The sequence below is a fragment of the Bisgaardia hudsonensis genome, from assembly GCF_004345785.1.
GTDB lineage: Bacteria > Pseudomonadota > Gammaproteobacteria > Enterobacterales > Pasteurellaceae > Bisgaardia > Bisgaardia hudsonensis.
Window position 1 is genome coordinate 98,982 of the sequence record NZ_SLXI01000002.1, and the last position, 26,542, is coordinate 125,523.

General features: G+C 33.5%; 19 protein-coding genes, 1 CRISPR repeat array and 1 riboswitch (1 of these 21 running past the window's edge). Of the genes, 13 read left to right on the forward strand and 6 right to left on the reverse strand.

Features of this window, described 5'->3' with window-relative positions:
- The first annotated feature begins 302 nt into the window (after positions 1-302).
- A complete protein-coding gene (gene purU / locus EV697_RS03130; RefSeq protein WP_132023169.1) occupies positions 303-1,139 on the forward strand; it encodes a formyltetrahydrofolate deformylase in 837 nt (278 codons plus the stop codon).
- 60 nt (positions 1,140-1,199) lie between these two features.
- Positions 1,200-1,375, forward strand: a riboswitch (Lysine riboswitch).
- 83 nt (positions 1,376-1,458) lie between these two features.
- Positions 1,459-2,991: a Na+/H+ antiporter NhaC family protein gene (locus EV697_RS03135; RefSeq protein WP_132022521.1), complete on the forward strand. Its 1,533-nt coding sequence runs from the start codon at positions 1,459-1,461 to the stop codon at positions 2,989-2,991.
- Between the two features lie 56 nt (positions 2,992-3,047).
- On the opposite strand, the gene fdhD is transcribed toward EV697_RS03135, so the two are convergent.
- Positions 3,048-3,869: a formate dehydrogenase accessory sulfurtransferase FdhD gene (gene fdhD, locus EV697_RS03140; RefSeq protein WP_132022524.1), complete on the reverse strand. Its 822-nt coding sequence runs from the start codon at positions 3,867-3,869 to the stop codon at positions 3,048-3,050.
- A gap of 176 nt (positions 3,870-4,045) precedes the next feature.
- On the opposite strand from fdhD, the gene fdnG reads away from it, so the two are divergent.
- From fdnG to EV697_RS03170, 6 genes are all read left to right on the forward strand, one after another.
- Entirely contained in the window at positions 4,046-7,099 is a 3,054-nt protein-coding gene (gene fdnG / locus EV697_RS03145; RefSeq protein ID WP_132022527.1) for a formate dehydrogenase-N subunit alpha, read from the forward strand.
- Position 7,100: 1 nt separating this feature from the next.
- Positions 7,101-8,006, forward strand: coding sequence for a formate dehydrogenase subunit beta (fdxH, locus tag EV697_RS03150; RefSeq protein ID WP_132022529.1), 906 nt, complete (start codon positions 7,101-7,103; stop codon positions 8,004-8,006).
- Entirely contained in the window at positions 7,999-8,688 is a 690-nt protein-coding gene (locus tag EV697_RS03155) for a formate dehydrogenase subunit gamma (RefSeq protein WP_132022532.1), read from the forward strand. Before fdxH ends, EV697_RS03155 begins: the two co-directional genes overlap by 8 nt.
- A gap of 85 nt (positions 8,689-8,773) precedes the next feature.
- A complete protein-coding gene (gene fdhE, locus EV697_RS03160; protein ID WP_132022534.1) occupies positions 8,774-9,685 on the forward strand; it encodes a formate dehydrogenase accessory protein FdhE in 912 nt (303 codons plus the stop codon).
- 145 nt (positions 9,686-9,830) lie between these two features.
- A complete protein-coding gene (locus EV697_RS03165; RefSeq protein ID WP_132022537.1) occupies positions 9,831-11,078 on the forward strand; it encodes a paraquat-inducible protein A in 1,248 nt (415 codons plus the stop codon).
- The gene (locus tag EV697_RS03170) at positions 11,065-13,752 is read left to right on the forward strand and encodes a PqiB family protein (RefSeq protein ID WP_132022539.1); all 2,688 of its coding nucleotides are present in this window, start codon (positions 11,065-11,067) and stop codon (positions 13,750-13,752) included. Before EV697_RS03165 ends, EV697_RS03170 begins: the two co-directional genes overlap by 14 nt.
- An 85-nt stretch (positions 13,753-13,837) precedes the next feature.
- On the opposite strand, the gene galE is transcribed toward EV697_RS03170, so the two are convergent.
- Positions 13,838-14,854 carry a UDP-glucose 4-epimerase GalE gene (gene galE, locus EV697_RS03175; protein WP_132022541.1) on the reverse strand — a complete coding sequence of 339 codons (1,017 nt, stop codon included), beginning with the start codon at positions 14,852-14,854 and terminating at the stop codon, positions 13,838-13,840.
- Between the two features lie 172 nt (positions 14,855-15,026).
- Complete coding sequence (locus EV697_RS03180; protein WP_132022544.1) at positions 15,027-16,046, reverse strand: branched-chain amino acid aminotransferase; 1,020 nt, start codon at positions 16,044-16,046, stop codon at positions 15,027-15,029.
- A 430-nt stretch (positions 16,047-16,476) separates the two neighbouring features.
- Between EV697_RS03180 and EV697_RS03185 the strand changes: the two genes are divergently transcribed.
- Entirely contained in the window at positions 16,477-17,364 is an 888-nt protein-coding gene (locus EV697_RS03185; protein ID WP_132022547.1) for a transcriptional regulator GcvA, read from the forward strand.
- A gap of 2 nt (positions 17,365-17,366) precedes the next feature.
- A complete protein-coding gene (gene rlmM / locus EV697_RS03190) occupies positions 17,367-18,452 on the forward strand; it encodes a 23S rRNA (cytidine(2498)-2'-O)-methyltransferase RlmM (protein WP_132022550.1) in 1,086 nt (361 codons plus the stop codon).
- 56 nt (positions 18,453-18,508) lie between these two features.
- Here the strand turns inward: rlmM and mrcB are convergent, their stop codons facing one another.
- Genes mrcB through erpA form a run of 3 tightly spaced genes read right to left on the reverse strand, consistent with a single transcriptional unit; the run spans position 18,509 to position 21,601 of the window.
- Positions 18,509-20,878, reverse strand: a complete 2,370-nt coding sequence (mrcB, locus tag EV697_RS03195; protein ID WP_132022553.1) for a penicillin-binding protein 1B — start codon at positions 20,876-20,878, stop codon at positions 18,509-18,511.
- A 2-nt stretch (positions 20,879-20,880) separates the two neighbouring features.
- Positions 20,881-21,249: a YacL family protein gene (locus tag EV697_RS03200; RefSeq protein ID WP_132022556.1), complete on the reverse strand. Its 369-nt coding sequence runs from the start codon at positions 21,247-21,249 to the stop codon at positions 20,881-20,883.
- Between the two features lie 10 nt (positions 21,250-21,259).
- Positions 21,260-21,601, reverse strand: a complete 342-nt coding sequence (gene erpA, locus EV697_RS03205; RefSeq protein WP_132022559.1) for an iron-sulfur cluster insertion protein ErpA — start codon at positions 21,599-21,601, stop codon at positions 21,260-21,262.
- Positions 21,602-21,746: 145 nt separating this feature from the next.
- On the opposite strand from erpA, the gene map reads away from it, so the two are divergent.
- The 3 genes from map (at position 21,747) to EV697_RS03220 (ending at position 26,068) form a co-directional block, all read left to right on the forward strand.
- The gene (gene map / locus EV697_RS03210; RefSeq protein WP_132022562.1) at positions 21,747-22,550 is read left to right on the forward strand and encodes a type I methionyl aminopeptidase; all 804 of its coding nucleotides are present in this window, start codon (positions 21,747-21,749) and stop codon (positions 22,548-22,550) included.
- A gap of 106 nt (positions 22,551-22,656) precedes the next feature.
- On the forward strand, positions 22,657-25,248 hold the full coding sequence (gene glnD, locus EV697_RS03215; RefSeq protein ID WP_132022565.1) for a bifunctional uridylyltransferase/uridylyl-removing protein GlnD: 2,592 nt from the start codon (positions 22,657-22,659) through the stop codon (positions 25,246-25,248).
- Between the two features lie 109 nt (positions 25,249-25,357).
- Positions 25,358-26,068 (forward strand): factor H binding protein domain-containing protein, encoded by a 711-nt coding sequence (locus tag EV697_RS03220; protein WP_132022568.1) that lies wholly within the window; start codon positions 25,358-25,360, stop codon positions 26,066-26,068.
- Between the two features lie 171 nt (positions 26,069-26,239).
- Positions 26,240-26,542: direct repeats of the CRISPR family, unit length 37 nt; unit sequence GTCTTAATCCCTTTCGTACAGGGCGGTGTCTTTCGAC (it continues 1,297 nt past the right edge of the window).

The following is a 26,542-nucleotide window of genomic DNA, read 5'->3' on the forward strand; positions in this document are numbered from 1 at the left end:
TACTGCACTTCAAAATATTACAGATGCCCAAGTAGTAGAAATAACACAAGATTTCTGTCAAACTTGATGCGGGTATGGATACTTGTGATGATATGAACTTTGTTGGTAGTGTTGGTTATCAATGGTAATTAACTAAATACTATTAGTTAATTAATAATAAGGTCTATATATTTATCAACCTTATTTTTTTACTTGAAGATATGTTATTACTAAGTATGAATGATGATAAAGGATTATTGACAGCTACTTCAAAACTGTGTAGTTTTCAAGATATCTTTTTTAATGCAAGAGATATAAACCCGATGATAGAACAAAAAATATTATTAACTGATTGTCCTGATGATAAAGGACTAATCGCTAAAATTACGAATGTTTGTTATAAACATCAACTTAATGTTGTTCACAATAATGAATTTGTGGATTTTGAAACTCGTCATTTTTTTATGAGGACCGAATTAGAAGGTATATTTAATGAAGCTTTATTGCTAGCAGATCTTGAATTTAGTTTGCCTAAAGGTACTAATTGCCAATTAGTTAGCCGAAAAAGAAAAAAAATTGTTATTTTAGTCACTAAAGAAGCCCATTGTCTTGGGGATATTTTGATGAAAAATTATTATGGGGCCTTAGATCTTGATATTGCAGCCGTTATTGGTAACTACAACACGTTGGGGGAGTTGGTTGCACGTTTTGATATTCCTTTTCATTATATTAGTCATGAAAGCTTAACTCGAATCGAACATGATAAATTATTGATGGATAAAATAGATGAATATCAACCTGACTATATTGTTTTGGCAAAATATATGCGTGTATTAAATCCACAATTTGTTGAAAAATACCCTAATCGTGTGATCAATATACATCATTCTTTCTTACCTGCATTTATAGGAGCGAAACCTTATCAACAGGCTTATCAAAGAGGTGTAAAAATTATTGGGGCAACTGCCCATTTTATTAATAATGAATTGGATCAAGGACCGATTATTGTTCAAAATGTTATTAATATCGATCATACTTATAATGAAGAAGCGATGATAAAAGCAGGAAGAGATGTTGAAAAAACAGTACTTAGCAAAGCCTTAGATGTTGTAATGAACGATAAAGTTTTTGTTTATAAAAATAAGACCATTATTTTGTAAAGAATTAATTATATATTTTCCACTTGATTTTTTATAAAATTTAGGTATCTTGTTAAGCACCTTATAGGTAGAGGTGCAATTACTATAAGTATTTTTTCGGAGTGGATAACGTTGATGAAAAATGAAAGGAGTAATTGCCGAAATCAGTTAAGAGTCATTTTAATTGGTTGGTGGCGTGTTCGAAAGGAACGTCACTGTCATAGTTATCTTTTTTACTATGGAGCGCTACTGGCTAGATTAAATATATATTGCCTATTTATTATATTTTTCATATCTTCTCTCGGTGGTTCTCCCTTAAATTTAATACAGGAAGAACAAAATGGAATTAGTCAATTATTCAACGTCAGTTTGGTCGATTGTCCCCCCTATATTAGCGTTATTATTAGCGATTGTTACTCGTCGAGTCATTTTATCATTGAGTCTTGGTATTATTATTGGTTCATTAATGTTGAGCGATTTTAATATTATGAATACGCTTTCTTATTTATTAAAAAGTGTGTCTTCTTTAGTATATAGTACCGAAGAAGGAAGTATTGCGTTTAATTGGGATACTATCAATATTATTTTATTCTTAGTATTACTAGGTATTTTGACCGCACTTTTAAGTATTTCAGGCAGTAATCAAGCCTTTGCAAATTGGGCTCAAAAACGTATTAAAGGACGTCGAGGGGCAAAATTAATGGCAGCTTCTTTGGTTTTTGTTACTTTTATTGATGATTATTTTCATAGTCTTGCAGTGGGGGCAATTGCTCGTCCCGTAACGGATAAATTTAAAGTATCTCGTGCAAAATTAGCTTATATTCTTGATTCAACTGCTGCTCCGATGTGTGTGATGATGCCAGTATCAAGTTGGGGTGCTTATATTATTACTTTAATTTCAGGGCTATTAGCTACTTATTCTATTACTGAATATTCACCTATTGGTGCATTTATGGCAATGAGCGCAATGAACTTTTATGCAATTTTTTCTATTGTGATGGTATTTTTTGTTGCTTATTTTTCATTTGATCTTGGTTCGATGGCAAGACATGAAAGATTAGCCTTGGAAGCTCCTGAGAATGATGAGATTGAAGCTAGTGTTGACGGTCATGTGCGTAATTTGATTTTACCTATTGTAGTATTAATTTTATCAACGGTTTCTATGATGATTTATACAGGTTATCAAGCACTGGTGGCAGATAATAATCCATTTACAATATTAGGAGCATTTGAAAATACAACAGTAGGTATTTCGTTGGTTGTTGGTGGAGTATCCTCTATTATTGTTGCGACATTTTGTATTTTAATCGATCGCCAAGTGAGCGTTGCAGAATATGTAAAATCGTGGGGTATTGGTATTAGATCAATGTTAGGTGCTATTTTGATTCTGTGTTTTGCTTGGACAATAAATTCTGTGGTAAAAGATATGCAAACAGGGACTTATTTAGCAAGTCTTGTTTCAGATAGTTTACCTATAGCAATTTTACCTGCTTTATTATTTGTACTTGGCTCTGTTATGGCATTTTCTACCGGAACAAGCTGGGGAACATTTGGGATTATGTTACCGATTGCCGCGGCAATGGCAGCAAGTGCTGCACCAGAATTAATGTTGCCTTGTTTATCTGCGGTAATGGCTGGGGCTGTATGTGGTGATCATTGTTCGCCGATTTCAGATACGACAATTCTTTCTTCTACTGGTGCAAAATGTAATCATATAGACCATGTAACTAGTCAATTACCTTATGCCTTAACATTGGCTGTAGCCACTATTGTTGGCTTTTTAGTAGTTGGTTTTACACTTTCAGGTACATTAGGGTTTATTGCAACAGCAGTAACCCTTGCAATATTAGTGTTGATTTTAAAGAAACGTTAATAGAATAGATATTAATAAAAAATACGGCAAAATGCCGTATTTTTTATTGGAGATTTTTACTTAATATATAAACGTGTTTTATGTGTATAAATATTCGCTTTACCTTCTCGTGCAAAGCCAATTAAGGTGAGATTGCTTTCGTCTGCGATTTGTACGGCAAGATCCGTTGCTGCGGACATAACGACAAGCATTTCGATACCTACACTTATTGTTTTTTGTACCATTTCGTAACTAGCTCGGCTCGTAGTGATAATAAAACCTTTGGGGGAACCATTTTTTACATACCAACCGAGCAATTTATCTAGAGCTATATGACGGCCTACATCTTCTCTGATTGCTACAAATTCACCTTGTGTATTGAAAAAAGCTGCAGCGTGAGTCGCACCTGTTTGCTTTCCTAATTCTTGCATTTCTTTGACTTTTTTTAGGCAGTTATCAAGCAAAGCTATATTAAAAGTAAAAGTGCGGTCTAAAATAGGCAGTTTTTTTATGACTTGATTAAGTTGCTCTGTACCACAAATTCCGCAACCAGTTTTTCCAGATAGAGTACGACGATGATCTTTAAAATGAACAAAACAGCGTGAAGATATTTCGAGTTGGATCTCAATGCCATTTATTTTTTCTTCTATATCAATACCATAAATGTCCTTTGGGTTTTCAATAATTCCTTCTGTGATAGAAAAACCTATTGCAAAATCTTCAAGATTTTTAGGTGACGCCATCATGACTGTATGAGATATACCATTGTATACGAGCGCAATAGGGGATTCTTTAGCTAGAATATCTTCCTTTTCTAAATAAGAAATATTATCATTTTTATTTGTCAAGCTTTTTTGTTTATTTATGTAACTAATTTTCTTTTTTGTGATCCAAGTCATTATTTTTTCTCTTTATCAATATCTTTTGTGTGGATTTAGACTAAAAAAAGTCGTAATCTAGACATGTATATTTTTTGTTAATAATTTATTAACAATTATATAGCAACCTAATGAATTTAAATCTACTATAAATTATCCCAATAATCTATATTTTGGGGTAAAAGGAGTATCTTTATATGCAGGTCACTAGAAGAAAGTTCTTTAAGATCTGTGCAGGAGGTATGGCGGGAACATCAGCTGCGATGCTAGGTTTTACACCTTCTACGGCATTAGCAGCACCTCGCCAATACAAATTATTACGAGCGAAAGAAACTCGTAATACCTGTACTTATTGTGCTGTTGGTTGTGGAATGTTGATGTATAGTCTTGGTGATGGTGCAAAAAATGCTAGGGCAAAACTATTTCACATTGAAGGCGATCCAGATCATCCTGTCAGTCGTGGTTCACTTTGTCCTAAAGGGGCGGGTGCCGTTGATTTTGTAAATAGCCCAAATCGATTAAAATACCCAGAATATCGAGCTCCAGGTTCAGATAAATGGGTAAGAATGTCTTGGGATGAAGCATTACATCGTATTGCTAAATTATTAAAAGAAGATCGTGATGCTAATTTCCAAGAAAAAAATGCAGAGGGTACAACAGTTAATCGTTGGATTACAACGGGTATGCTATGTGCTTCTGCGGCAAGTAATGAAACTTGCTTATTAACTCATAAATGGGGTCGTGCCTTAGGTATGGTGGTTTTAGATAACCAAGGAAGTACTTGCCACGGTCCGACTGTTACCAGTCTAGGTCCTTCTTTTGGCCGTGGTGCAATGACTAACCACTGGGTTGATATTAAAAATGCCAATGTCGTGGTTGCGATGGGAGCAAACCCTGCGGAAGCTCACCCTGTTGGTTTTAAATGGGTTGTAGAAGCGAAAAAGCAAAATAATGCTAAGCTATTAGTTGTTGATCCGAGATTTAATCGTACTGCGGCGGTATCTGATTTTTATGCAGCTATTCGTGCGGGATCAGATATTGCTTTCTTGCTTGGGGTAATTCGTTATTTATTAGCAAATGATAAGATTCAACATGAGTATGTTAAACATTACACTAATGCGAGTTTCTTAGTAGATGAAGGTTTTAAATTTGAAGATGGTTTATTCTCTGGTTATGATGAAACCACTCGTAGCTATGATAAAGCTACTTGGCGTTATCAATTTGAAGTAAATGGTGAACCAAAACGTGATTTAACTTTACAAGATCCACGCTGTGTAATTAATTTATTACGTGAGCATGTTGAGCGTTATACGCCTGAAATGGTTGAAACGATTACAGGGGTAAAACAAAAAGATTTTCAATATTTCTGTGAAACTGTTGGTGCAACCGCGGCACCAGATAAAACAACCTCTTTCCTTTATGCATTAGGCTGGACTCAACATTCTGTGGGAACACAAAATATTCGTTCTATGGCGATGATTCAGCTATTGTTAGGTAACATTGGTATGGCTGGCGGTGGCGTGAATGCCTTACGTGGACATTCCAATGTACAAGGAGCGACTGATCTTGGATTATATCCACATACTTTACCTGCTTATTTAAAATTACCACAAGAAAAACACCGCACTTTAGAAGAATATCTCTCAAGCGTTACTCCTAAACAGATTGGGGAAGGGCAAGTTAATTACTGGAAAAATACACCTAAATTTATGGTTAGCCTACTCAAGACATTCTATGGCGATAACGCTACAAAAGACAATGAGTTTGGTTTCCAATATTTGCCTAAGTGGGATATTCGTTATGATCCTTATCGTTATATGGATATGATGAATCATGGCAAAGTAAATGGTTATATTTGTCAAGGTTTTAATCCTGTTGCATCTTTCCCTGATAAAAATCGAGTGGTTAGTGCATTAAGTAAATTAAAATTTTTGGTGATTTGTGATCCTATTGAGACAGCGACTTCAAATTTCTGGCAAAATCACGGTGAAATGAATGACGTTAATCCTGCCGATATTCAAACAGAAGTCTTTCGTTTACCGACTACTTGTTTTGCCGAAGAAGATGGCTCTATTGCAAACTCTGGTCGTTGGTTGCAATGGCACTGGAAAGCAAGTGAACCACCAGCAGAAGCAAAACCTGATGTTGATATTCTTTCTGAATTACGTGAGATTTTACTTGAAATGTATCATAAAGAAGGTGGTGTTGGTTTAGAAAGTTTTGAAGCAATGCAATGGAATTATGCTAATCCATTAGAGCCGAAAGCAGATGAATTAGCAAAAGAAAATAATGGTTATGCGTTAGAAGATCTTTATGATACTAATGGTAATTTAATAGCAAGAAAAGGAGAGTTACTTTCTACTTTTGCTCACTTACGTGATGATGGCTCGACTGCTGCTGGTTGTTGGATCTTTACAGGTCAATGGACTGAAAAAGGTAACCAAATGGCAAATCGAGATAATTCTGATCCATCAGGTTTAGGTAATACCTTAGGTTGGTCTTTTGCTTGGCCTGCTAACCGTCGTGTACTTTATAATCGAGCAAGTGCAGATTTGTCTGGTAAGCCTTGGGATAAAAAACGTCAATTAGTAAAATGGAATGGTAAAAACTGGAACTATGTTGATGTGGCAGATTTTGGTAATGCTCCACCGAATACCAAAACCGCACCATTTATTATGCAACCAGATGGCGTAGGTGGGATTTTTGGCTTAAATCGTATTGGCGATGGTCCGTTCCCTGAACATTATGAGCCATTAGAAAGCCCAATCGGAACAAATCCATTACATCCAAATGTGATTTCAAATCCTGTTGCTCGTATTTTGGAAAATGATAAAGATACCTTTGGTAAAGCTGATGAATTCCCTTATGTGGCGACAACATATAGTTTAACTGAACATTTCCATTGTTGGACAGGACAATCACTATTGAACGTTATTGCTCAACCTGAACAATTCGCAGAGATTGGTGAAGATCTTGCAAAAGAAAAAGGAATTCAGGTAGGCGATTATGTGAAAATTTGGTCAAAACGTGGCTATATTAAAGCGGTTGCAGTTGTGACTAAACGTCTAAGAACACTTGATATTAATGGTAAAAAAGTGCATACCATAGGGTTACCTGTGCATTGGAGTTTTAGCACTGTTGGTAAGAAAGGTTTTGTGACTAATACATTAACGCCTCGTGTTGGTGATGCTAATACGCAAACACCTGAATATAAAACTTTCTTAGTTAATATTGAAAAAGTGGGGGCATAATATGAGTAATGTTCAATCTCAAGATGTAATTAAAGCTTCTGCAACATCAGCATTAACACCTCCACCTCAAGCTAGGGATCATCAAGTTGAAGTTGCAAAATTAATTGATGTAACAACTTGTATTGGTTGTAAGGCTTGTCAAGTTGCTTGTTCAGAATGGAATGATTTGCGTACAGAACCACAAGCTTGTGTGGGAACTTATGATAATCCAATTGATATGAATGCTAAAGCTTGGACAGTCATGAAGTTTAATGAGGTAGAGGAAAATGGTCGTTTAGAGTGGCTAATTCGTAAAGATGGTTGTATGCATTGCTCTGAACCAGGTTGTTTGAAATCTTGTCCATCACCAGGTGCGATTATTCAATATGCAAATGGTATTGTTGATTTTCAATCTGATAAATGTATTGGTTGTGGCTATTGTATTGCAGGTTGTCCATTTAATGTGCCTCGAATGAATCCTGAAGATAACCGTGTGTATAAATGTACATTATGTGTTGATCGGGTAAGTGTTGGTCAAGAGCCTGCTTGTGTGAAAACTTGTCCTACTGGCGCTATTCATTTTGGTAGTAAAGAAGAGATGAAAAATTACGCAGAAACGCGTATTGCTGATTTGAAATCTCGAGGCTATAAAAATGCAGGATTATATGATCCTGAAGGTGTAGGTGGTACACATGTTATGTATGTTTTACATCATGCCGATCGACCAGAGATTTATTCGGGATTACCAAAAGATCCACATATTGATCCAACAATTAAGATTTGGAAAGACTTCTTGAAACCTGTTGCTGCGGTCGCTTTTGGCGGTATTGTATTGAGTGAAGTTGCACATTATATTGCAGTAGGACCGAATACTGAGGAACTTGATGAACATGAAGATGAAAAGCATAATGGAGGTAAACATGAGTAAGATTAAGATCAAAGACGATCAAAAGGTCATACGTCATAAACTTCCTGCGCGTTTAAGTCATTGGTTGTTAGTAATCTGTTTCTTTACAACTGGCTTATCTGGATTAGCATTTTTCTTTCCTGATTTCTCTTGGTTGACGGAAATTTTAGGTAATCCTCGCATTGCAAGATTTATTCATCCATTTACAGGACTTGTAATGTTTGTTGCTTTTATTAATTTAGCTTTAATTTATTGGAAACATAATATTCCAGAAAAAAATGACTGGGTATGGTTGAAAAATATTAAAGAAGTATTAAAAGGTAATGAGCATGCTGTTTCTGATAATGGAAAATATAATCTTGGTCAAAAAATGTTATTTTGGTCGTTAATTTTGGCGATGATGACATTGTTAGTGACGGGGATTATTATGTGGCGACAATATTTTTCACACAATTTCCCTATTCCAGTTATTCGAATTGCTATTTTACTTCATTCTGCCAGTGCATTTATGTTGTTTACCGGTATTATGGTACATATTTATATGGCATTTTGGGTTAAAGGTTCAATTCGAGGAATGATTGAAGGTTGGGTTACGGCTCGTTGGGCAAAAAAACATCATCCACGTTGGTTTAGAGAGGATGTTTTACCTGAACTAGAAAAATCAATAATTGAAAAAGAGAATAGCTTAAAAAGAGAGCAATAAATAGGGCTAAATAAGTGCGGTAATATTTACCGCACTTTTAGTTTAAATGATTAATCATTGATATTACTAATATAGAAATCTAATTATGAGTATTAAAATTTTACCAAAAGAACAGATTCAACAAAATGCAAATAACCCTTATTCACCACCACTTTTATTTGGTAATTCAAAAAAAATTTATCAACGCCGTATAGAGCGATTACAAAAACTTGCCGTTAATCATCCTATGGCGGATTACTTACTTTTTGTTTCTAAAATTGTTGAGAGTCAGTTAAGTATTATGAATAGAGCTGATTCCTTTGATATTGTATTACCAGAACAATTATCAGACATTATGCCATTGCACGTTAGCTCTTGGAAACGTGATCAACATTGGCAACAGATTCTTATGATGTTGTTATCTGATGTGAAGTTAGAGGCAAATGAAGTAATTTTGGCGACTATTGATTGGTTAGAAAAATCTTCTAGTAGTGAATTAGAGCGGTTAGCGGATCAGTTATTAAAGCAAGAGATTAGTTCCGTAGGAACTGATAAAGCTATTTTTATTTGGGCGGCACTTTCTGTTTATTGGCAATTGTTGACACAGAAAATATCACATAATGCGATAATGGAAAATAGTGATAATTTGCATATTTGTCCTGTTTGTGGGTCTGCACCTGTATCGAGTGTGATTCAAATTGGGGCAACACAAGGTCTTCGTTATTTACATTGCTCTTTATGTGAAACTGAGTGGAATATGGTGCGATCAAAATGTTCTAATTGTGAGCAAACTGGCCAATTAGATTATTGGTCTATTGATAGCGAGTTTTCAGCAATTAAAGCTGAAAGTTGTGGTGATTGCCATACTTACCTTAAGGCATTTTATCAAGAAAAAGATGCTGATATTGATGCTATCGCAGATGATTTGGCGAGTATTTTCTTAGATATCGAAATGGAAGAAAAAGGCTTTGCTCGTAGTGGTGTAAACCCATTTCTTTTTTCTAGTGAAGAACAATAATCTAAATTTTTATCAGTTAGGATAATTAGGGGATTTAGTATAGAATATTGGCATTAAGTAATAAAATAAGGTATACCGTATTTTAATCATTTCTTTATACAAAAATAATATGCTATTTAAATCTTCTATTATTGGCGAATAACTGATGAGAAAAGAAAATAATTTAATTAATAAAAAATCTCACATTGATCACTGCGTTGATTGTGATACGGTAGTTTCTATTCCTTTTCTCTCTGAATATCAACAAGCTGAATGCCCTCGTTGTCATAATACGGTTATCTCTGGAAGTCGTTGGGGACTACGTCGTTGTTCAATAGTCGCATTATCAATTTTAATTTTATTGCCATTTGCTTTAAATTATCCTTTATTAAGCATTGATTTATTTGGTTCAAAGATAGATGCATCGGTTTGGCAAGGTATATGGAAAATGGCGACTAATGGTTATCCTTATACCGCTTTTTTAATTTTGATTTGTTCTGTTATTGCACCACTTTTCTTTGTTATTTTAATTCTTATGTTGCGTATTTCTCAACTTTTGAAAATTCAACCTCGTAATGTGCTTATTACATTAGGTTATATTCAACCTTGGGTTATGTTTGATGTGTATTTTGTTGCATTAGGGGTAACCATTTTTAAGGTTCGCGAATACGCTTCTTTGTATATTGATATTTATCTCATTGCTTTTATTTGTACTACTATCTTAATTACATTATTGTTTATTAAATTAAATTTAAAATCCCTTTGGTATGATTTTTATCCTGAACATAAAGTGTTAAATAGAAATTTAATTACTAAACCATTTTTATGTACAACTTGTGAATATACATTTCAAAATGCTTATTTTGATAAAAAAGGCAATCAATGTTGTCCTCGTTGTCAAACTATTATTCAGCAATCCTTCGATATTAAATTACAACGAACTTGGGCAACGTTAATTGCCGGCATTATTATGCTTATTCCAGCTAATTTACTTCCTATCTCTATTGTTTATGTAAATGGGGTGGCTACTGCTGATACCTTGATGTCTGGTGTGTTATCTTTTATTAATACAGGAAGCTATTTTATTGCTTTTATTGTTTTTTTCGCCAGTATTTTTGTACCTGTTAGCAAAATTCTAATTATGCTATATTTACTTACCTGTATTCATTTTAAAATTAAACAAAATATTAAATGGCAAATGAAACTATTACATATTGTTCATTTTGTCGGTCGTTGGTCAATGTTAGATCTTTTTGTTTTAGCATTAATGATGTCACTTGTTAGTCGAGGACAGATTATTGATTTTTCAGTAGGGCCTGCGGCATTTTATTTTGGTATTGCTGTTTTTTTAACGATGATTTCAACTTCTCAATTTGATAGCCGGTTACTTTGGAAAATTTATGACAGAAAATAATCAACATAATATAGATAATCATCTTTATAAAGATGTTGCTGCTACTATTCGTAAGAAAAGAAGAATATCACCTTTTTGGCTATTACCTTTTATAGCGTTATGTATTGGTGCATTACTTTTTGTTCAGATTATTCAAGAGCAAGGTACAAATATTAAAATTGTTTTTGATAATGGTGATGGTTTGGTTGCCGGTAAGACTCCTATTCGTTATCAAGGATTGCAGATAGGGGTTGTGAAGAAAGTTAATTTTACTGATAATCTTCAGAAAGTTGAAGTTCGAGCAAATATTTATCCAGAGGCAACAGAAGTATTAAAAGAGAATACAAAGTTTTGGATTGTTCGACCGACTGCTTCTATTGCGGGTATTTCTGGCATTGATGCTTTGGTTTCAGGTAATTATATTACTTTACAACTCGGTGATGGTGATGATGAAGATGAATTTGTTGCTGAACCAGAGGGACCTATTGCTCAGTTAGTTAATGGGGATTTATTATTACATTTAGTCGCTGATGATCTAGGATCTATTTCGGCAGGTTCTTCGGTATTTTTTAAAAAAATTCCAGTGGGAAAAGTTTATGGCTATCATTTTATTAAAGGAACTCAAACAGTTTTAATTGATATCGTGATTGATAAGGCTTATACCCATTTTGTTAAATCAGATAGTCGTTTTTGGAATATTAGTGGTATTAATGCAAATCTTGATTCTTCGGGGTTTTCTCTGAAAGTAGACAGTTTGAATGCCGTAGTTCAGGGGGCGATTACATTTGATTCTCCAGAGAAAAGTGAAATAGCTAAGAATAATGCAGAATTTAAGCTATATGATGATTTCATTTCAGCAAAACGTGGATTTGAAATTACGGTAGATCTTAGTCATATTCCTAAAATTGATTTAACTAATAAGTTTGATGTTTATTATCAAAATGTCAAAATAGGATCGATGTTAGATTATGTTGCAAAAGATGAGGCTAACGAATCTGAAGCTAATGGTCTCAATCAAAACACTATGAAAGCAGAGGAAGTGAGATTATTAATTGATCCCAATATGAGACACTTATTTAAAGAAAATACAAAAATTGTATTGAGAAAAAATAAGTTAAATTTGGCAAGTTTAAAAAATATTAATACATTACTAAGAGATAATTATTTGGATGTTATTCCAGGAGAGGGAAAAGCACAGGAAACATTTACAGCAATTAATGCACAAGATTTACTGTTGCAACAATCTGGTTCCTTGTTGATTACCTTAACTGCACCAGAAACTTACGGGGTAGGTAAGGGTGAACCTGTTTATTATAATAATATTAAAATTGGTGAGATTGTAACACAAAAAGTTGATATTGATTCAGTTACATTTTCAGTTGTTATTTTGGAACAATTTAAGCATTTAATAAAAAAAGATACTTTATTTGTTGCCGCTTCTAATTTGGAAGTAAGTGTTGGTATTGATGGTTTAAAAATGGAAGCCGCAACACCTGAAAAATGGTTAGAAGGTGGGATTCGTGTTATTGCTGGTAAAAAAAATGAAGGAAAGCCTGAACAACGTTATCATTTATATAAAAGTTTAAGTTATGCTGAAATGGGTATTTTAGATACTCAGCTACAACCGAGCATAACATTAAAAACAAGTAATTTACCAAGTATTAGTTCAGGGTCTTTAGTGCTTTATCGACAATATGAAGTTGGTAAGATTCTTGATATTAGACCTACATTAAAAAGTTTTGATATTGATGTCTATATTTATCCTAAGTATCAGCATTTATTAACATCAAAAAGTGTGTTTTGGGTTGAAGATGCCGCTAAGATTGATATTACTCCACAAGGTATTAGTATTCAAGCAAGCCCTGTTGGACGTTCTTTAAAGGGGGCTATTAGTTTTGATAATATTGGTGGAAAAGATAATAAAACACTTTATCCTAGTGAAATAAGAGCAAAATCAGCAGGACAGGTAATTACTTTGATGTCAGATGATGCAACTTATTTAAGTAAAGGTATGGCATTACGCTATATGGGATTAAATGTCGGACAAATTGAAAATATTGTTTTAACAAAACAAAATAAAGTACAAGCGACTGCTTTGATTAATGGTGATTATATGAAATTAATTGCTAAAAGTGGCAGTAAATTTAAAGTTATTTCACCCGAAATTTCCGCAGGGGGAATCCAAAATTTAGAGACTATATTACAACCTTATATTGATATTGAAGTAGGGACAGGAAGTCCCCAAAATAGCTTTGCATTACAGCAATCAGCACCAAATAATCAAAAATATGCTACGGGCTTTCCTTTGGTACTTGAAATATCTGATGCATCTAATATTACGAAAGGTTCACCTATAATGTATCGTGGTGTTGATGTTGGTATTGTTAATAGAATGGAGTTAAATAAGTTAGGTGATCGCGTGTTAGTTTATATTACCATAGCGAATAAACATAAGCATTTGGTAAGACAAAATACAGAATTTTGGATCTCCGCTGGTTATGGAATGGAAATTGGTTTTAGAGGCTTATCAATTAATACAGGAAGTGTGCAACAACTACTAAAAGGGGGAATTTCCTTTTCGACACCTTCTGGAACAGTTGTGCAACCTATGGCTAAAGCTAATCAGCATTTTCTTCTACAAGTGAAAAAACCTGTGGGATCAGCAGATTGGAATTTAGGAATATTAAAAGAGTAGTTATTGTTTTGATATTAATAGGCTTATAATCAATAAAAATCCACCGTGTTTTATAAGTGCGGTGGATTTTTTAAGTATTTTTTAATTAGTTTTGATATCCATTAGGATTGTTTTTCTGCCAATTCCAAGTATCTTGCATCATTTGTTCAAGATTATGTTCTGTTTTCCAGCCTAATTTTTCGAAGGCTTTTTGTGGATCAGAGTAGCAAGTTGCTATATCCCCAGCACGTCTTTCTACAAACTTGTAAGGTACTTTAATGTTATTGACCTTTTCAAAGGCTTTAACCATATCTAAAACAGAATATCCGATACCCGTACCTAAATTATAAACATGATAGCCTCGATCATCTTGGTGTTTTTCAAGTGCTTTAAGATGACCGATCGCCAGATCAACTACATGTATATAATCTCTAACGCCTGTACCATCTGGCGTGTTGTAGTCATTGCCAAAAATAGATAATTCAGGTAATTTACCAACGGCTACTTGGCTTATATACGGTAAAAGATTATTTGGAATACCATTAGGATCTTCGCCGATTAAGCCACTTTTATGAGCACCAACAGGATTAAAGTAACGTAAAATCACAACACTTAATTGAGGATACGCATTAACGGTGTCTTCTAAAATACGTTCTACCATAAATTTTGATGTACCATAAGGGTTAGTTGTGCCACCAACTTTGCAATCTTCCGTAATCGGAATTATTTCAGGATCACCATATACTGTTGCGGATGAACTAAATACTAAGTTATTGACATTTGCTTTCAGCATTTCTTCTACAAGGGTAATTGAACCTGTAATATTATTTTGATAGTAATGAAGTGGTTTGCGAACACTTTCACCAACGGCTTTTAATCCAGCAAAGTGGATAACTGATTCAATATTATGTTGAGAAAATATTTTTTGTAAAATTGTTCTATCTAAGATATCACCTTCATAAAAAGTAACTGTTTTACCTGTTATTTTTTCTACTCGTTCTAGTGATATTTTTGAGGAATTTGATAGGTTATCTAAGACAACGATTTCTTTATTTGCATTGAGTAATTCAACAACAGTATGCGAGCCTATGTAACCCGCTCCACCTGTAATTAAAATTGCCATATTTACTCCTTATCATTTTATTTGTTCATATTTTGAATGTACGTAATTGTACTATTCTTTTTAAATATTAAAAATAAGATTAGCTAAAACCGCAATTTTATTTGATTAATATTAATAAAAAAGGATAGATAATGATCAAATATCTATCCTTGTTATTTTCTATAATTGAGTGTTACTCAACTTTTACAATCCAATTCTCTGGTGCTGGAATATCACCGAATTGAATACCGACTAATTCGTTATAGAGTTTCTTAGTTACTTCTCCTACTTCTGTTTCAGAATAGAAAACATGGAAATTATCTTTATATTGGATACCACCAATAGGACTAATTACTGCGGCTGTGCCACAAGCACCAGCCTCCTTAAATTGCGCTAGTTGATTAATATAAATATCTCCTTCTATTGTTTCTAATCCTAAGCGTTCTTTAGCTAAATACAGTAGCGAGTATTTAGTGATACTTGGTAAAATAGAGGGGGATTTTGGTGTAATAAATTTATTATCTTTTGTGATCCCAAAAAAGTTAGCAGCGCCCACTTCTTCTATTTTTGTATGAGTTTGTGGATCAAGATAGATACAATCACTAAAGTTTTTATCATGAGCTAATTTACCGGGATACAAACTAGCTGCATAGTTTCCACCTACTTTTGCGGCACCTGTACCTTGTGGTGCGGCACGATCATATTCAGATACAATAAAGTTAGTTGGCTTCATTCCACCTTTAAAGTAAGCACCAACGGGACAACAGAAAATGGAGAAAATATATTCTGGAGCTGGGTGTACGCCAATGTTATCACCCACACCAATTAAATATGGACGTAAATATAACGTTGCACCTGAGCCATAAGGTCCAATCCAATCTTGATTTGCTTTAACCACCTGTTTACAGGCATCAATAAACATTTCGGTAGGAACTTCAGGCATTAATAAACGCTGGCAACTACGTTGCATACGTTTGGCATTTTCATCTGGTCTAAATAAATTAATAGAGTTATCTTTACAACGATAAGCTTTTAAACCTTCAAAACATTGCTGTCCATAATGTAAAGCTGTTGACCCCTCACTAATACGTAATGTGTTATCTTGGGTTAGTTCACCGTCAGACCATTTTCCATCTTTCCAGTAAGCAATATAGCGATAATCTGTTTTTACATAACTAAAACCTAAGTTTTTCCAGTCAATATTTTTACTCATTTTACTTCCTTTGTTATTCTAAAAATAAGATGTTTTTAATCTACACCATTATTTTAATATTGAAAATAGTTGGATATAAAATATTTATATTAAGTTAATAGATTTATTTAATTAATCAATATGGTAGAATTTAGACATAAAAAAACACCACCCAATTTAGAGTGGCGTGAATAACCTAACTAGAGGTTAATATATACAGGAAGTGAAATAAGTAACCTAGGTTACTTGGTTCGGATTTCCGAACAATATGCAAACACAACATCATACTTAAGAGTTAGATTCTTTAACGAGTAAGGAAGTGCTAATTACTAAGTATGCGCGTATTCTATTAGCATTTTATTCGGCTAACAAAGGATATTTTTTAATTTGAGTAATAAAAAAAACTAATCCGAAAGGTATATAAAGTAATTACATAAAGTAGGACATAAATATGCATAAACGTTTGCCTCCTCTTAATTCATTAAAAGCATTTGAATCTTCTGCAAGGCATTTGAGTTTTACAAAAGCGGCGGAAGAGCTTTTTGTTACCCAAGCGGCAATTAGTCACCAGATAAAGATATTAGAAGGTTTTTTAGGCATAGAATTATTTATTCGTAAAAATCGATCATTAGAACTGACAGATTTAGGAAAAGCGTATTATGCTGATATAAGTAAGTTACTTAATCGTTTAGCGGATTCGACAACCAAATTATTGTCTCAGAAAAATGATCGTCATTTGACCATTAGTGTACCACAAACATTTGGTATTCAATGGCTTGTACCAAGATTAAGTGAGTTTAATCAGCGCTATCCTGATGTAGAAGTAAGATTAAAAGGAGATGATAGAGATGAGGGGATTTTGACGGACGATATTGATATTGCTGTTTATTATGGAAAAGGTAACTGGGATACTTTACAAGTAGAAAAGTTAGCAGAAGGTGATTTATTACTTCTTGCATCACCGAAATTGTTAAAGAAAAATCCGATCAATGATATTAGTGATTTAAATAAACATACACTTCTTCATATACAAAGTCGGGATAATTGGCAAAATATGGCAAATTATTTACAAATAGAAGGATTAAATATTCAGCATGGACCTTTATTTAGCCATACTTTTATGGCATTACAAGCGGCGGTTCATGGTCAAGGCGTTGTATTAGCAAATAAGATATTGGCGAAACAAGAAGTTGAAAATGGTAATTTAAAAAGGGTGTTACCGATAAAGAATTTACGAGATTCAAAATCTTTTTATATTGTTAATCAATTAGATAAAGCAAATAATGATTGTATTAAAATATTCAAAGAGTGGATCATTGCAAAAATGGCTAAAGGTTAAGAATGAATAAGTTAATTTTATATTGTCGAGCAGGATTTGAAAAAGAAGTCGCTGCTGAAATTATTGAAAAATCGACTGCACTTGGTGTATTTGGATTTACTAAGGTTGTGGATAATTCTGGGTACGTTATTTTTGAATGTTATCAAAACGGTGAAGCGGATTTGCTCGCAAAAACACTTCATATTAATCAGCTAATTTTCGCAAGACAGCTTATTGTTGTATCAGATTTATTATACGATATTCCATTAAATGATCGCATTACGCCTATTTTACAAGAATATAGTCATATCGAAAATACGATCAATCTTAAGAGAACGACAACGTTGTTTGTTGAAACCGCTGATACTAACCAAGCAAAAGAGTTATTAACTTTTTGTCGTAAGTTTACCGTACCACTTAGGCAGAGCTTAAAGCGACAAAGTTGGTTAAATTCTGATGATTTTGAATACGGCATCAGTTTACATGTATTTTTTACTAAAACGGATTGTTGTTATGTTGGGTATTCTTATAATGCTAATCATTCACCTTATTTTATGGGAATACCAAGACTTAAATTTCCGGTTGAAGCACCTAGTCGTTCTACTTTAAAACTGGAAGAGGCAATTTTAACTTTTATTCCTAAGCATGAAGAAACAAAACGTCTGAATGAAAATACCTATGCGGTTGATTTAGGGGCTTGTCCAGGGGGATGGACGTATCAGTTAGCAAAGCGAGGCGTGTTTGTTTATGCAGTAGATCATGGAAAAATGGCTGACAGTTTACACGAAACAGGGCGTATTGAACATTGTCCTGAAGATGGATTTAAATTTCAACCACCTAAGCGTAAGAAAATCGATTGGCTTGTTTGTGATATGGTTGAAAAACCAAGTCGTATTGCTGCGTTAATCAGTAAATGGCTCGTGAACGGTTGGTGTCAAGAAACGATTTTTAATTTAAAACTACCAATGAAAAAACGTTATTTAGAAGTACAACAATGTTTACATAAAATATCAAATGATTTGGATAAACAAGGATTAAGTTTTATTATTCAAGCAAAACATCTTTATCATGATCGAGAAGAAATTACCGTTCATATTCAAATTAAATAGCAAATAAAATAAATGGGAGACATAGGCTCCCATTAAATTTTTTTATATCAATTTTTCTAATTTGTTGGTATCGCTTCTTCTACAGGTGCAGTGTATTTTTCTTCTTCATCTAATACATCCCAAATACTTTCTCTTTTTTCTATATTTTCTAATACAGGGGTAGTTTCAGCGCTTTGAGAATATCCATAAGAACAAAATGAGGTTCCTTTATTAACCCAAACTGGTATTTTTCGAACACTAGAACAGTCCCAGCCACCAGAACTAGTAATCCCTATCCACTTGATTGATGTTGGTTGTTGATAAGATAACGGTAAAATATTGCCATATTGTAAATAGTTTTTATAAACTTGTAATGCACCGCTAGCACCTGTTAGTCTAGTCTTGCCATTATCATCTCGACCTAACCATACGGTAGTAACATTTTTCCCATCAATACCTACAAACCAAGTATCTCTAGCATCATTGGTTGTACCTGTTTTTCCTGCTATATGAAGATAAGAAAAATCATTATGTAAGCTACGACCGGTTCCTCGTTCAACTGCTTGTTGCATCGCAAATAGGGTTTGATATGCCGCTTCAGTTGCTACAACTTGTTTAGGGGTTATAGCACGTTGATAAATAAGGTTACCTTTATTATCGGTAATATTATCAATGGTAGCTAATGTAATATGTTCTCCTTGATTCGCAATAGTTTGGAACAATCTTGTTACATCATAGGGCGAGATAGAGTAAGAACCGAGTAGCATTGCTGGATAATGCGGAATATTAACTTTGTTCCACCCCATTACTTTTTGTGTCGCAATTACTTTATCCAATCCTACTTTCATACCAATATTTACAGTAGGAATATTTAAAGAACGAGCTAAAGCGTCCATTAACATAACTGAACCACTGTATTTTTTACTATAATTACGAGGTTTCCAAGGTGGGCTACCTTTTGTATGAATGGTAATAGGTTGGTTTTGAATTGCTGTATTCAACCTAAATTGATCGGGATCTGAAAGTGCGGTCAAATAAATAGAAGGTTTTACCAAAGAACCTATTTGTCTTCTCGAGCTTAAAGCACGGTTGAATCCAGCATAATTAGTTTGTAATCCGCCTACGATGGCTCTTACTTCACCTGTTTGGTAGTCAGCGACAACCATTGCACTTTCTAAATAAGGATTTTTAACTTTTAGTTGTAACTCAGGCACTTTGGATTTTATTGCTCTTTCTGCGTTGATTTGCGTTTTAGGATCGAGCGTTGAGAAAATTCTCGCTCCAGAAAGATTAGCTAATTTTGATTCACTTAATTGTTCTCTTAGTTCGGCTTGTAATGTTTGAATAAAAGCTGGGTATTGACGATTAATTTTTCCTTTTTCTTGGACACCTAGAGGTCTATTGCTTAACATCTCATAAAGCTCATTACCAATAACTTTATGTGCTAATAACAATCGTAAAACAACATTACGGCGTTCTAAAGCATTATTAGGATTACGCCAAGGGTTGTATAAAGAAGGACCTTTTACCATTCCTACTAATAAAGCAATTTGATCTAAACTGATCTCGTTAATCGGTAGTCCAAAATAAAAATGACTAGCTAATTCAAAGCCATGAACCTGTGTATCGCCATTTTGTCCTAAATAGACTTCGTTTAAGTAGGTTTCTAAAATCAGATTTTTACTATAACGAAAATCTAAAATAATCGACATTAAGGCTTCATTAATTTTTCGAGAAAAAGAACGTTCATTGGTTAAAAATAGATTTTTTACTAATTGTTGCGTTAAGGTACTTCCCCCTTGTACTTTATGTCCTGCTTTGATATTCGCAATTAACGCTCGAATAATTCCCGTAGGGCTGATACCATCATGTTCATAAAAGTGTCGATCTTCGGTTAATAACAATGTATCAATCAGTAAACGAGGATAGTTCTGTAAAGAAATAGCAAGGCGATCCTCTTTTTCTGAATCTGATTGTAACATTGCAATCAATTTAGGGGAAAGTCTAAATTCATCAATGGCTTTGACATTGATTAAGTCTTCGATAACGCTTAATTTATTATTAGTGAAACGTAAACGAAAGACACGTTGTGATTCTGGATGAACAGGAAAAGGAAAAGCACGGCGTAAGATTACAACTGTATCTCCCTCAATTTTAAAATCACCAGGGGATGCAATAATTGTGGTTTGACGATAATCATTATCTAATAAAATATGTTTTATTTCTTCAAGAGATAAGTGATCAGATAAACGAATACTATTGATTTTACTATATACTTCAGCGGGTAATTTCCAAATTTGCCCATCCATTTTAGAACGGATTTGCCCATCTAAGTAGATACCATAAAAAGCTAAACAACAAAGAAAAGTAAAGCCGACTTTCGTAAAAAAGAGTAATATTCTGCGTTTTTTGCTCAAAGTCGTTTTTTTTGTTTTTTGTTTAGTCATAGTTATTTTGCTTGTTTAAAGCTGAGATAAGATTGTAAAAATTGAGAAAAATCTTCTAAACCACAGAATGCGATACTTTCTTCATCATAGTAATTAAAGTTTTCTTCTAGTAGGTTATCATCAGAGAGAGCAAGGTTATTTGCTTTAATTATTACCTCATCTCTGTTAATAAATAAACTGTATTCTTTACCAATTAATTGTAATTTATCAGAAGGGGAGAGCCTACTTGCTTGCTTTAAATATGAAAGTGCGGTAGAAATTATTTCTGGATTTAACCGCACTTCTGTATTGAGCCAATTTGCAACCGCTTCGTGTCCCATTGAGCATTTAGCAAAAATATTGCCAAGATAATAAGTGAATTGAAAATCCATAAAAGTTTTATTAAATACTAAATGATGATCCACAACCACAAGTAGTTGAAGCATTTGGATTATTTACGATAAAACGCGAGCCCTCTAAACCCTCTGTATAATCAACAGTCCCGCCGATAAGGTACTGCAAACTCATTGGATCAATCACTAATTGAACGCCAGCATTTTCAATGGTTAAATCGTCTTCATTGACTTTTTCATCAAAGGTAAAGCCATATTGGAAACCACTACAACCACCACCCGTGATATAAACTCGTAATTTTAAATCAGCATTTTCTTCTTCTGTAATTAATGATTTTACTTTATTTGCTGCGGCATCAGTAAATACTAAAGGAACTGCTATATCTGTCATAATTACTTTTCCCTATAAATAAATTAATCTGAGCATTATCTTACAACTAGAGATACCATTCAAGAAATTATCAAAGATTTTTCAAATGAATTAAGAAGAGTGCTATAATACTTGAACATTATTTTTTGATAAAAGAGAAAAATTTATGAGTATTCCATTAAGAAAAGAAGATGAAATTATTAAATTACGAGAGGCGTGTAAATTAGCTTCTGACGTATTAGTTATGATAGAACCTTATGTAAAAGCGGGTATTACAACAGGAGAGTTGGACCGTATTTGTCATGAATATATGGTTAATGTACAAAAAACAATTCCAGCACCATTAAACTATCATGGTTTCCCAAAAGCCACTTGTATTTCACTAAATGAAGTGGTTTGTCATGGCATTCCGAGTGATGATAAAAAACTGAAAGATGGTGATATTGTTAATATTGATATTACCGTAATTAAAGATGGTTATTTTGGTGATAATTCAAAAATGTACATTGTTGGTGAAACCAATATTCGTAGTCAAAAATTAGTTGAAGCAGCACAAGAAGCCCTTTATGTCGGCATAAGAACCGTGAAACCAGGTATTCGTTTAAATGAAATTGGTCGAGCAATTCAAAAATATACGGAAGCACAAGGATTTAGTGTCGTTCGTGAATATTGCGGTCATGGTATTGGTACAGAGTTTCATTGCGATCCTCAAGTGTTACATTATTATGCCGATGATGGTGGCGTCATTTTAAAAGAAGGTATGGTATTTACGATTGAACCAATGATCAATGCAGGCAAAAAAGAAGTACGTTTAATGGGCGATGGTTGGACAGTAAAAACCAAAGATCGTAGCCATTCTGCACAATATGAGCATCAAATCGTGGTAACCGCAACAGGTTGTGAAGTGATGACCATTCGTGAAGAAGAAGAGAAAGCAGGAAGAATTAGTCGTATTATGCTGAATGTTTAATTTATTCTTTGATAATTTAGGACGTCAAATGGCGTCCTATTTTTTTGTACAATATTTTTATTTTCCAGTATATTATTAAACCTTAGCCAATTGGAAAGGATCACCAATGTTTACTTATTTGCCCGAGAATAATTTCACTGTTTCCAGTATTAAATGTCAAAAGCAACAACTCAAACAATTTGAGTTAGAAACATTTAATCAATTTTCGGTGTATAAGCTAATATTAAATCGTAGTCAATTTTGCGATGATTTACTCATTCATCTTTGGCAAGCCTTTAAATTAGATCAATATAGAGATCTGAGTTTAATTGCTGTGGGTGGTTATGGGAGACAAGAAATGTTTCCTTTATCTGATCTTGATTTTTTGATTTTATCACAAGAAAAAATTAGCCCTGAAATTGAAGAAAAAATTCATCAATTTGTACAGTTTTTATGGGATTGTGGTTTTGATGTGGGACATTCGGTAAGAACGTTAATCGAATGTGAGCAAGAAGGGCGAAATGATATTACTATTGCGACAAATTTACTCGAAAGCCGTTACCTTATTGGAAATCAAAAAAATTATCAAAAATTGACCGCACTTTTAGGACAAGCGGATTTTTGGGCAATAAAGGATTTCTTTAATGCAAAAATTACCGAAAAAAAAGCACGCTATCAACGCTATAATAACACCAGTTATAATCTTGAGCCTGATATTAAACATAGCCCTGGTGGACTAAGAGATTTACACTTACTTTATTGGCTTGCACTAAGAAAAACAGGGGCTAAAAATTTAGAAACTATCCTAAATTCAGGTTTTATTTGTACAGAAGAATATCAAGCACTACAAGCGAGCCAATCCATATTATTTAAAGTACGCTTTGCCTTACACCTACTCTTAAAGCGTTACGATAATCGCTTATTGTTTGATCGCCAATTAAAAGTGAGCGAATTGCTTGGTTATCAAGGGGAGGGGAATCAACCTGTTGAAAAGATGATGCGTACTTTTTTCCAAGCATTACAATCTATTTCAGTATTAAGTGAAATTATCATTCAAGATTATGAAAGTGCATTTTTGACGAAAAGAGTGAATACTGAAAGCATTGCATTGGATAAGCATTTTATTTTAACTGACAATAAAATCTATGCAAAAACAGACTGTTTTACACAACAACCTAATTCTATTCTTGAGTTATTTTATTATTTAACCCAATACTCAAATGCAGAAATTCATTCTGATACCTTAAGAAAACTTTATATTGCCGTTGAACAATTTCAAGGTTATTTAAGCGAACAAGCTATCGCAAGAGAAATATTTTTAAAAATTCTCGCACAGCCTAATGCGATTAAACGAGCTTTTTCGTTAATGCACAAATATGGTGTATTAAGTATTTATCTTCCACAATGGCGAGGTATCAAAGGCTTAATGCAGTTTGATTTATTTCATAGCTATACCGTTGATGAACACACGTTGCGTGTTATGTTAAAGCTAGAAAGTTTTTTAGATGAAGAAAGTCAAATAACCCACCCATTGTGTAGCAATATATTCTCACAATTATCTGACCGCACTTTATTATATATCGTGGCACTTTTTCATGATATAGCAAAAGGTAGGGGAGGCGATCATGCTAAATTGGGGGCGGAAGATGTTGTTATTTTTGCACAACAACATGGTTTTGATCGCCGAGAAATAAAAACGATGGAATGGCTAGTCAGAGAACATCTATTAATGTCAATTACAGCACAACGACGAGATATTCAAGATCCTGAAGTGATTATGGCTTTTACTGAAAAAGTTGAAAATAAAGTCCGCTTGGATTATTTAATTTGCTTAACCGTTGCGGATATTTGTGCCACTAATACAACCCTATGGAATAGCTGGAAACGAGCTTTATTGACCAATTTATATCAATATACTGAACAACAATTCCAATATGGAATAGAAAACTTATTAAATATTCAAGAAACGTTAGAACAGAATAAAAAACAATCACTCAATATATTAAACCAAAATAAACAATTAACGGAAACGCAAATTCAAGCATTATGGCAACGTTTCCCAGAAGACTACTTTTTGCGTAATAACCCTCAAAAAATTGCTTGGCATACGGAGTTATTATCTGAACTAAATAGTCCTTGTTTAGTAAAGGTAAGTAATCGTTTTTCAAATGGTGGGACAGAAATTTTTATTTATTGCCAAGATCAAACTAATCTTTTTTATAAAGTAGTGGCGGCCATTGGTAAGAAAAAATTCAGTATTCATGATGCACAAATTATCACAAGTGAAACGGGAATGGTTTTTGACAGTTTTATCATCACTGAACTTGATGGATCGTTGGTAAAATTTGAACGTCGTAGAGAACTAGAGAAAGCACTAACACAGGTTTTGTCATTACCTAATAAAACATCAATAAATAAAATTAATACGCTTTCCTTTAATAAAAAATTACAGCATTTCAACGTAAAAACAGAGATTAAGTTTTTAAATACCGAAAAACAGGATCAAACAGAAATTGAAATTATCGCTCTTGATAAATCAGGATTGCTCGCCGAAATTAGTGCAATTTTTAATGAATTAAACTTAAATATTTTAAGTGCGAAAATTACCACCACAGGTGAAAAAGCCGAAGACTTTTTCATTCTCACTAATCATCAAAACCAAGCATTAACCAATGATGAAAGGGAAATTTTGAAAAGAAAAATATTGGAGAAGATTTGAGTTGAGTCTTTTATGTAATGCAGTATAATTCCGTGCCCAATTAATTAATATTTTTAATGAAATATTAGCTTCTTAACATAATATAATTTTTCTAAAGAGAGTATTACAAATGAAAAAAACGTTACTAGTTATTTCTTTAGGTTTAGTTCTAACGGCTTGCGGTAGTGGTGGTTCAAGTTCTCAATCCAATAATATGGAAATGACAAAAACTAAGTCTATTGATTTTGTCGTAGATGATTTAAAACAACAAGTTATCGAGATGAAAACTATTGAATTGGATGATGGTTCTGTACTTGAACTTGCTAATATGCCTGTCGGTTTTAATGAGGTAAAGGTAAAAGAAGGCAAAGTAAAAATTCTTAATGGTGTGTATTATATCTTTGATACTTTGATCCCAAATAATTTAAAATATGATGAATATGGGCAGGCAATTAATGTAAATCTTGAAGGTAAGCAAGAATTCGGTGCTATTTTTACCGATATTAATAATTTACCAAAATCAGGGACTGTTACCTATAAAGGAGAGTCTTTAGGTGTTGCAACAAGAGGTAAATTACAATTAGATGTTAATTTTTCTGATAAAACCTTAACTGGTAAAATTTACGATAGACATTTAGAATCAGGAAAACCAATAGCTGATATTAATTTAACAAATGGAAGAATATCTAGTAAAAACCCTATATTTTATGGTGATGCCTCTTATCTAGATGTTAAAAGTAAGTTTGACGGTGCTTTTGTTGGACCAAAAGGTGAAGAAGTTATTGGACACGTCACTAAAGACGGTGCCGTATATGTAGGATTTGGTGGAAAACGTCAATAATTAATTCGATCTTATTTTTATAAAGCCTTTTAGTGATAAAAGGCTTTTTTGTTTCCTAATATATTCAAAATAATGTTTTGCCTTCCTTGCTTCATCAAATCAAATGTTATCTATATTTATGTGCTAGATATGTGAAAACTGGTAATTTTACTTAGCTACAAGTAAACACTAATGTTTATCCCTTTCGAGCAGGGCTGTGTCTTTCGACTGAATAGAGATATTCTAGAGAAGTACTCGTTCCAACGTCTTAATCCCTTTCGAGCAGGGCTGTGTCTTTCGACCTTAGAGTCGTTTGGGGTTAAACTCACTCTGAAGTCTTAATCCCTTTCGAGCAGGGCTGTGTCTTTCGACACGTCCTAGAACTAGGTCTAGTTCGTCTAGAGCATTGTCTTAATCCCTTTCGTACAGGGCGGTGTCTTTCGACTTCTTTAGAAAGCAAGCGGAAATAGTAGAAAAATATGTCTTAATCCCTTT

Bases quoted from the DNA above. Each gene is read 5' to 3' on its own strand.
- purU (WP_132023169.1), top strand. From the start codon at position 303: ATGATAGAACAAAAAATATTATTAACTGATTGTCCTGATGATAAAGGA.
- EV697_RS03135 (WP_132022521.1), top strand. From the start codon at position 1,459: ATGGAATTAGTCAATTATTCAACGTCAGTTTGGTCGATTGTCCCCCCT.
- fdhD (WP_132022524.1), bottom strand. From the start codon at position 3,869: ATGACTTGGATCACAAAAAAGAAAATTAGTTACATAAATAAACAAAAA.
- fdnG (WP_132022527.1), top strand. From the start codon at position 4,046: ATGCAGGTCACTAGAAGAAAGTTCTTTAAGATCTGTGCAGGAGGTATG.
- fdxH (WP_132022529.1), top strand. From the start codon at position 7,101: ATGAGTAATGTTCAATCTCAAGATGTAATTAAAGCTTCTGCAACATCA.
- EV697_RS03155 (WP_132022532.1), top strand. From the start codon at position 7,999: ATGAGTAAGATTAAGATCAAAGACGATCAAAAGGTCATACGTCATAAA.
- fdhE (WP_132022534.1), top strand. From the start codon at position 8,774: ATGAGTATTAAAATTTTACCAAAAGAACAGATTCAACAAAATGCAAAT.
- EV697_RS03165 (WP_132022537.1), top strand. From the start codon at position 9,831: ATGAGAAAAGAAAATAATTTAATTAATAAAAAATCTCACATTGATCAC.
- EV697_RS03170 (WP_132022539.1), top strand. From the start codon at position 11,065: ATGACAGAAAATAATCAACATAATATAGATAATCATCTTTATAAAGAT.
- galE (WP_132022541.1), bottom strand. From the start codon at position 14,854: ATGGCAATTTTAATTACAGGTGGAGCGGGTTACATAGGCTCGCATACT.
- EV697_RS03180 (WP_132022544.1), bottom strand. From the start codon at position 16,046: ATGAGTAAAAATATTGACTGGAAAAACTTAGGTTTTAGTTATGTAAAA.
- EV697_RS03185 (WP_132022547.1), top strand. From the start codon at position 16,477: ATGCATAAACGTTTGCCTCCTCTTAATTCATTAAAAGCATTTGAATCT.
- rlmM (WP_132022550.1), top strand. From the start codon at position 17,367: ATGAATAAGTTAATTTTATATTGTCGAGCAGGATTTGAAAAAGAAGTC.
- mrcB (WP_132022553.1), bottom strand. From the start codon at position 20,878: ATGACTAAACAAAAAACAAAAAAAACGACTTTGAGCAAAAAACGCAGA.
- EV697_RS03200 (WP_132022556.1), bottom strand. From the start codon at position 21,249: ATGGATTTTCAATTCACTTATTATCTTGGCAATATTTTTGCTAAATGC.
- erpA (WP_132022559.1), bottom strand. From the start codon at position 21,601: ATGACAGATATAGCAGTTCCTTTAGTATTTACTGATGCCGCAGCAAAT.
- map (WP_132022562.1), top strand. From the start codon at position 21,747: ATGAGTATTCCATTAAGAAAAGAAGATGAAATTATTAAATTACGAGAG.
- glnD (WP_132022565.1), top strand. From the start codon at position 22,657: ATGTTTACTTATTTGCCCGAGAATAATTTCACTGTTTCCAGTATTAAA.
- EV697_RS03220 (WP_132022568.1), top strand. From the start codon at position 25,358: ATGAAAAAAACGTTACTAGTTATTTCTTTAGGTTTAGTTCTAACGGCT.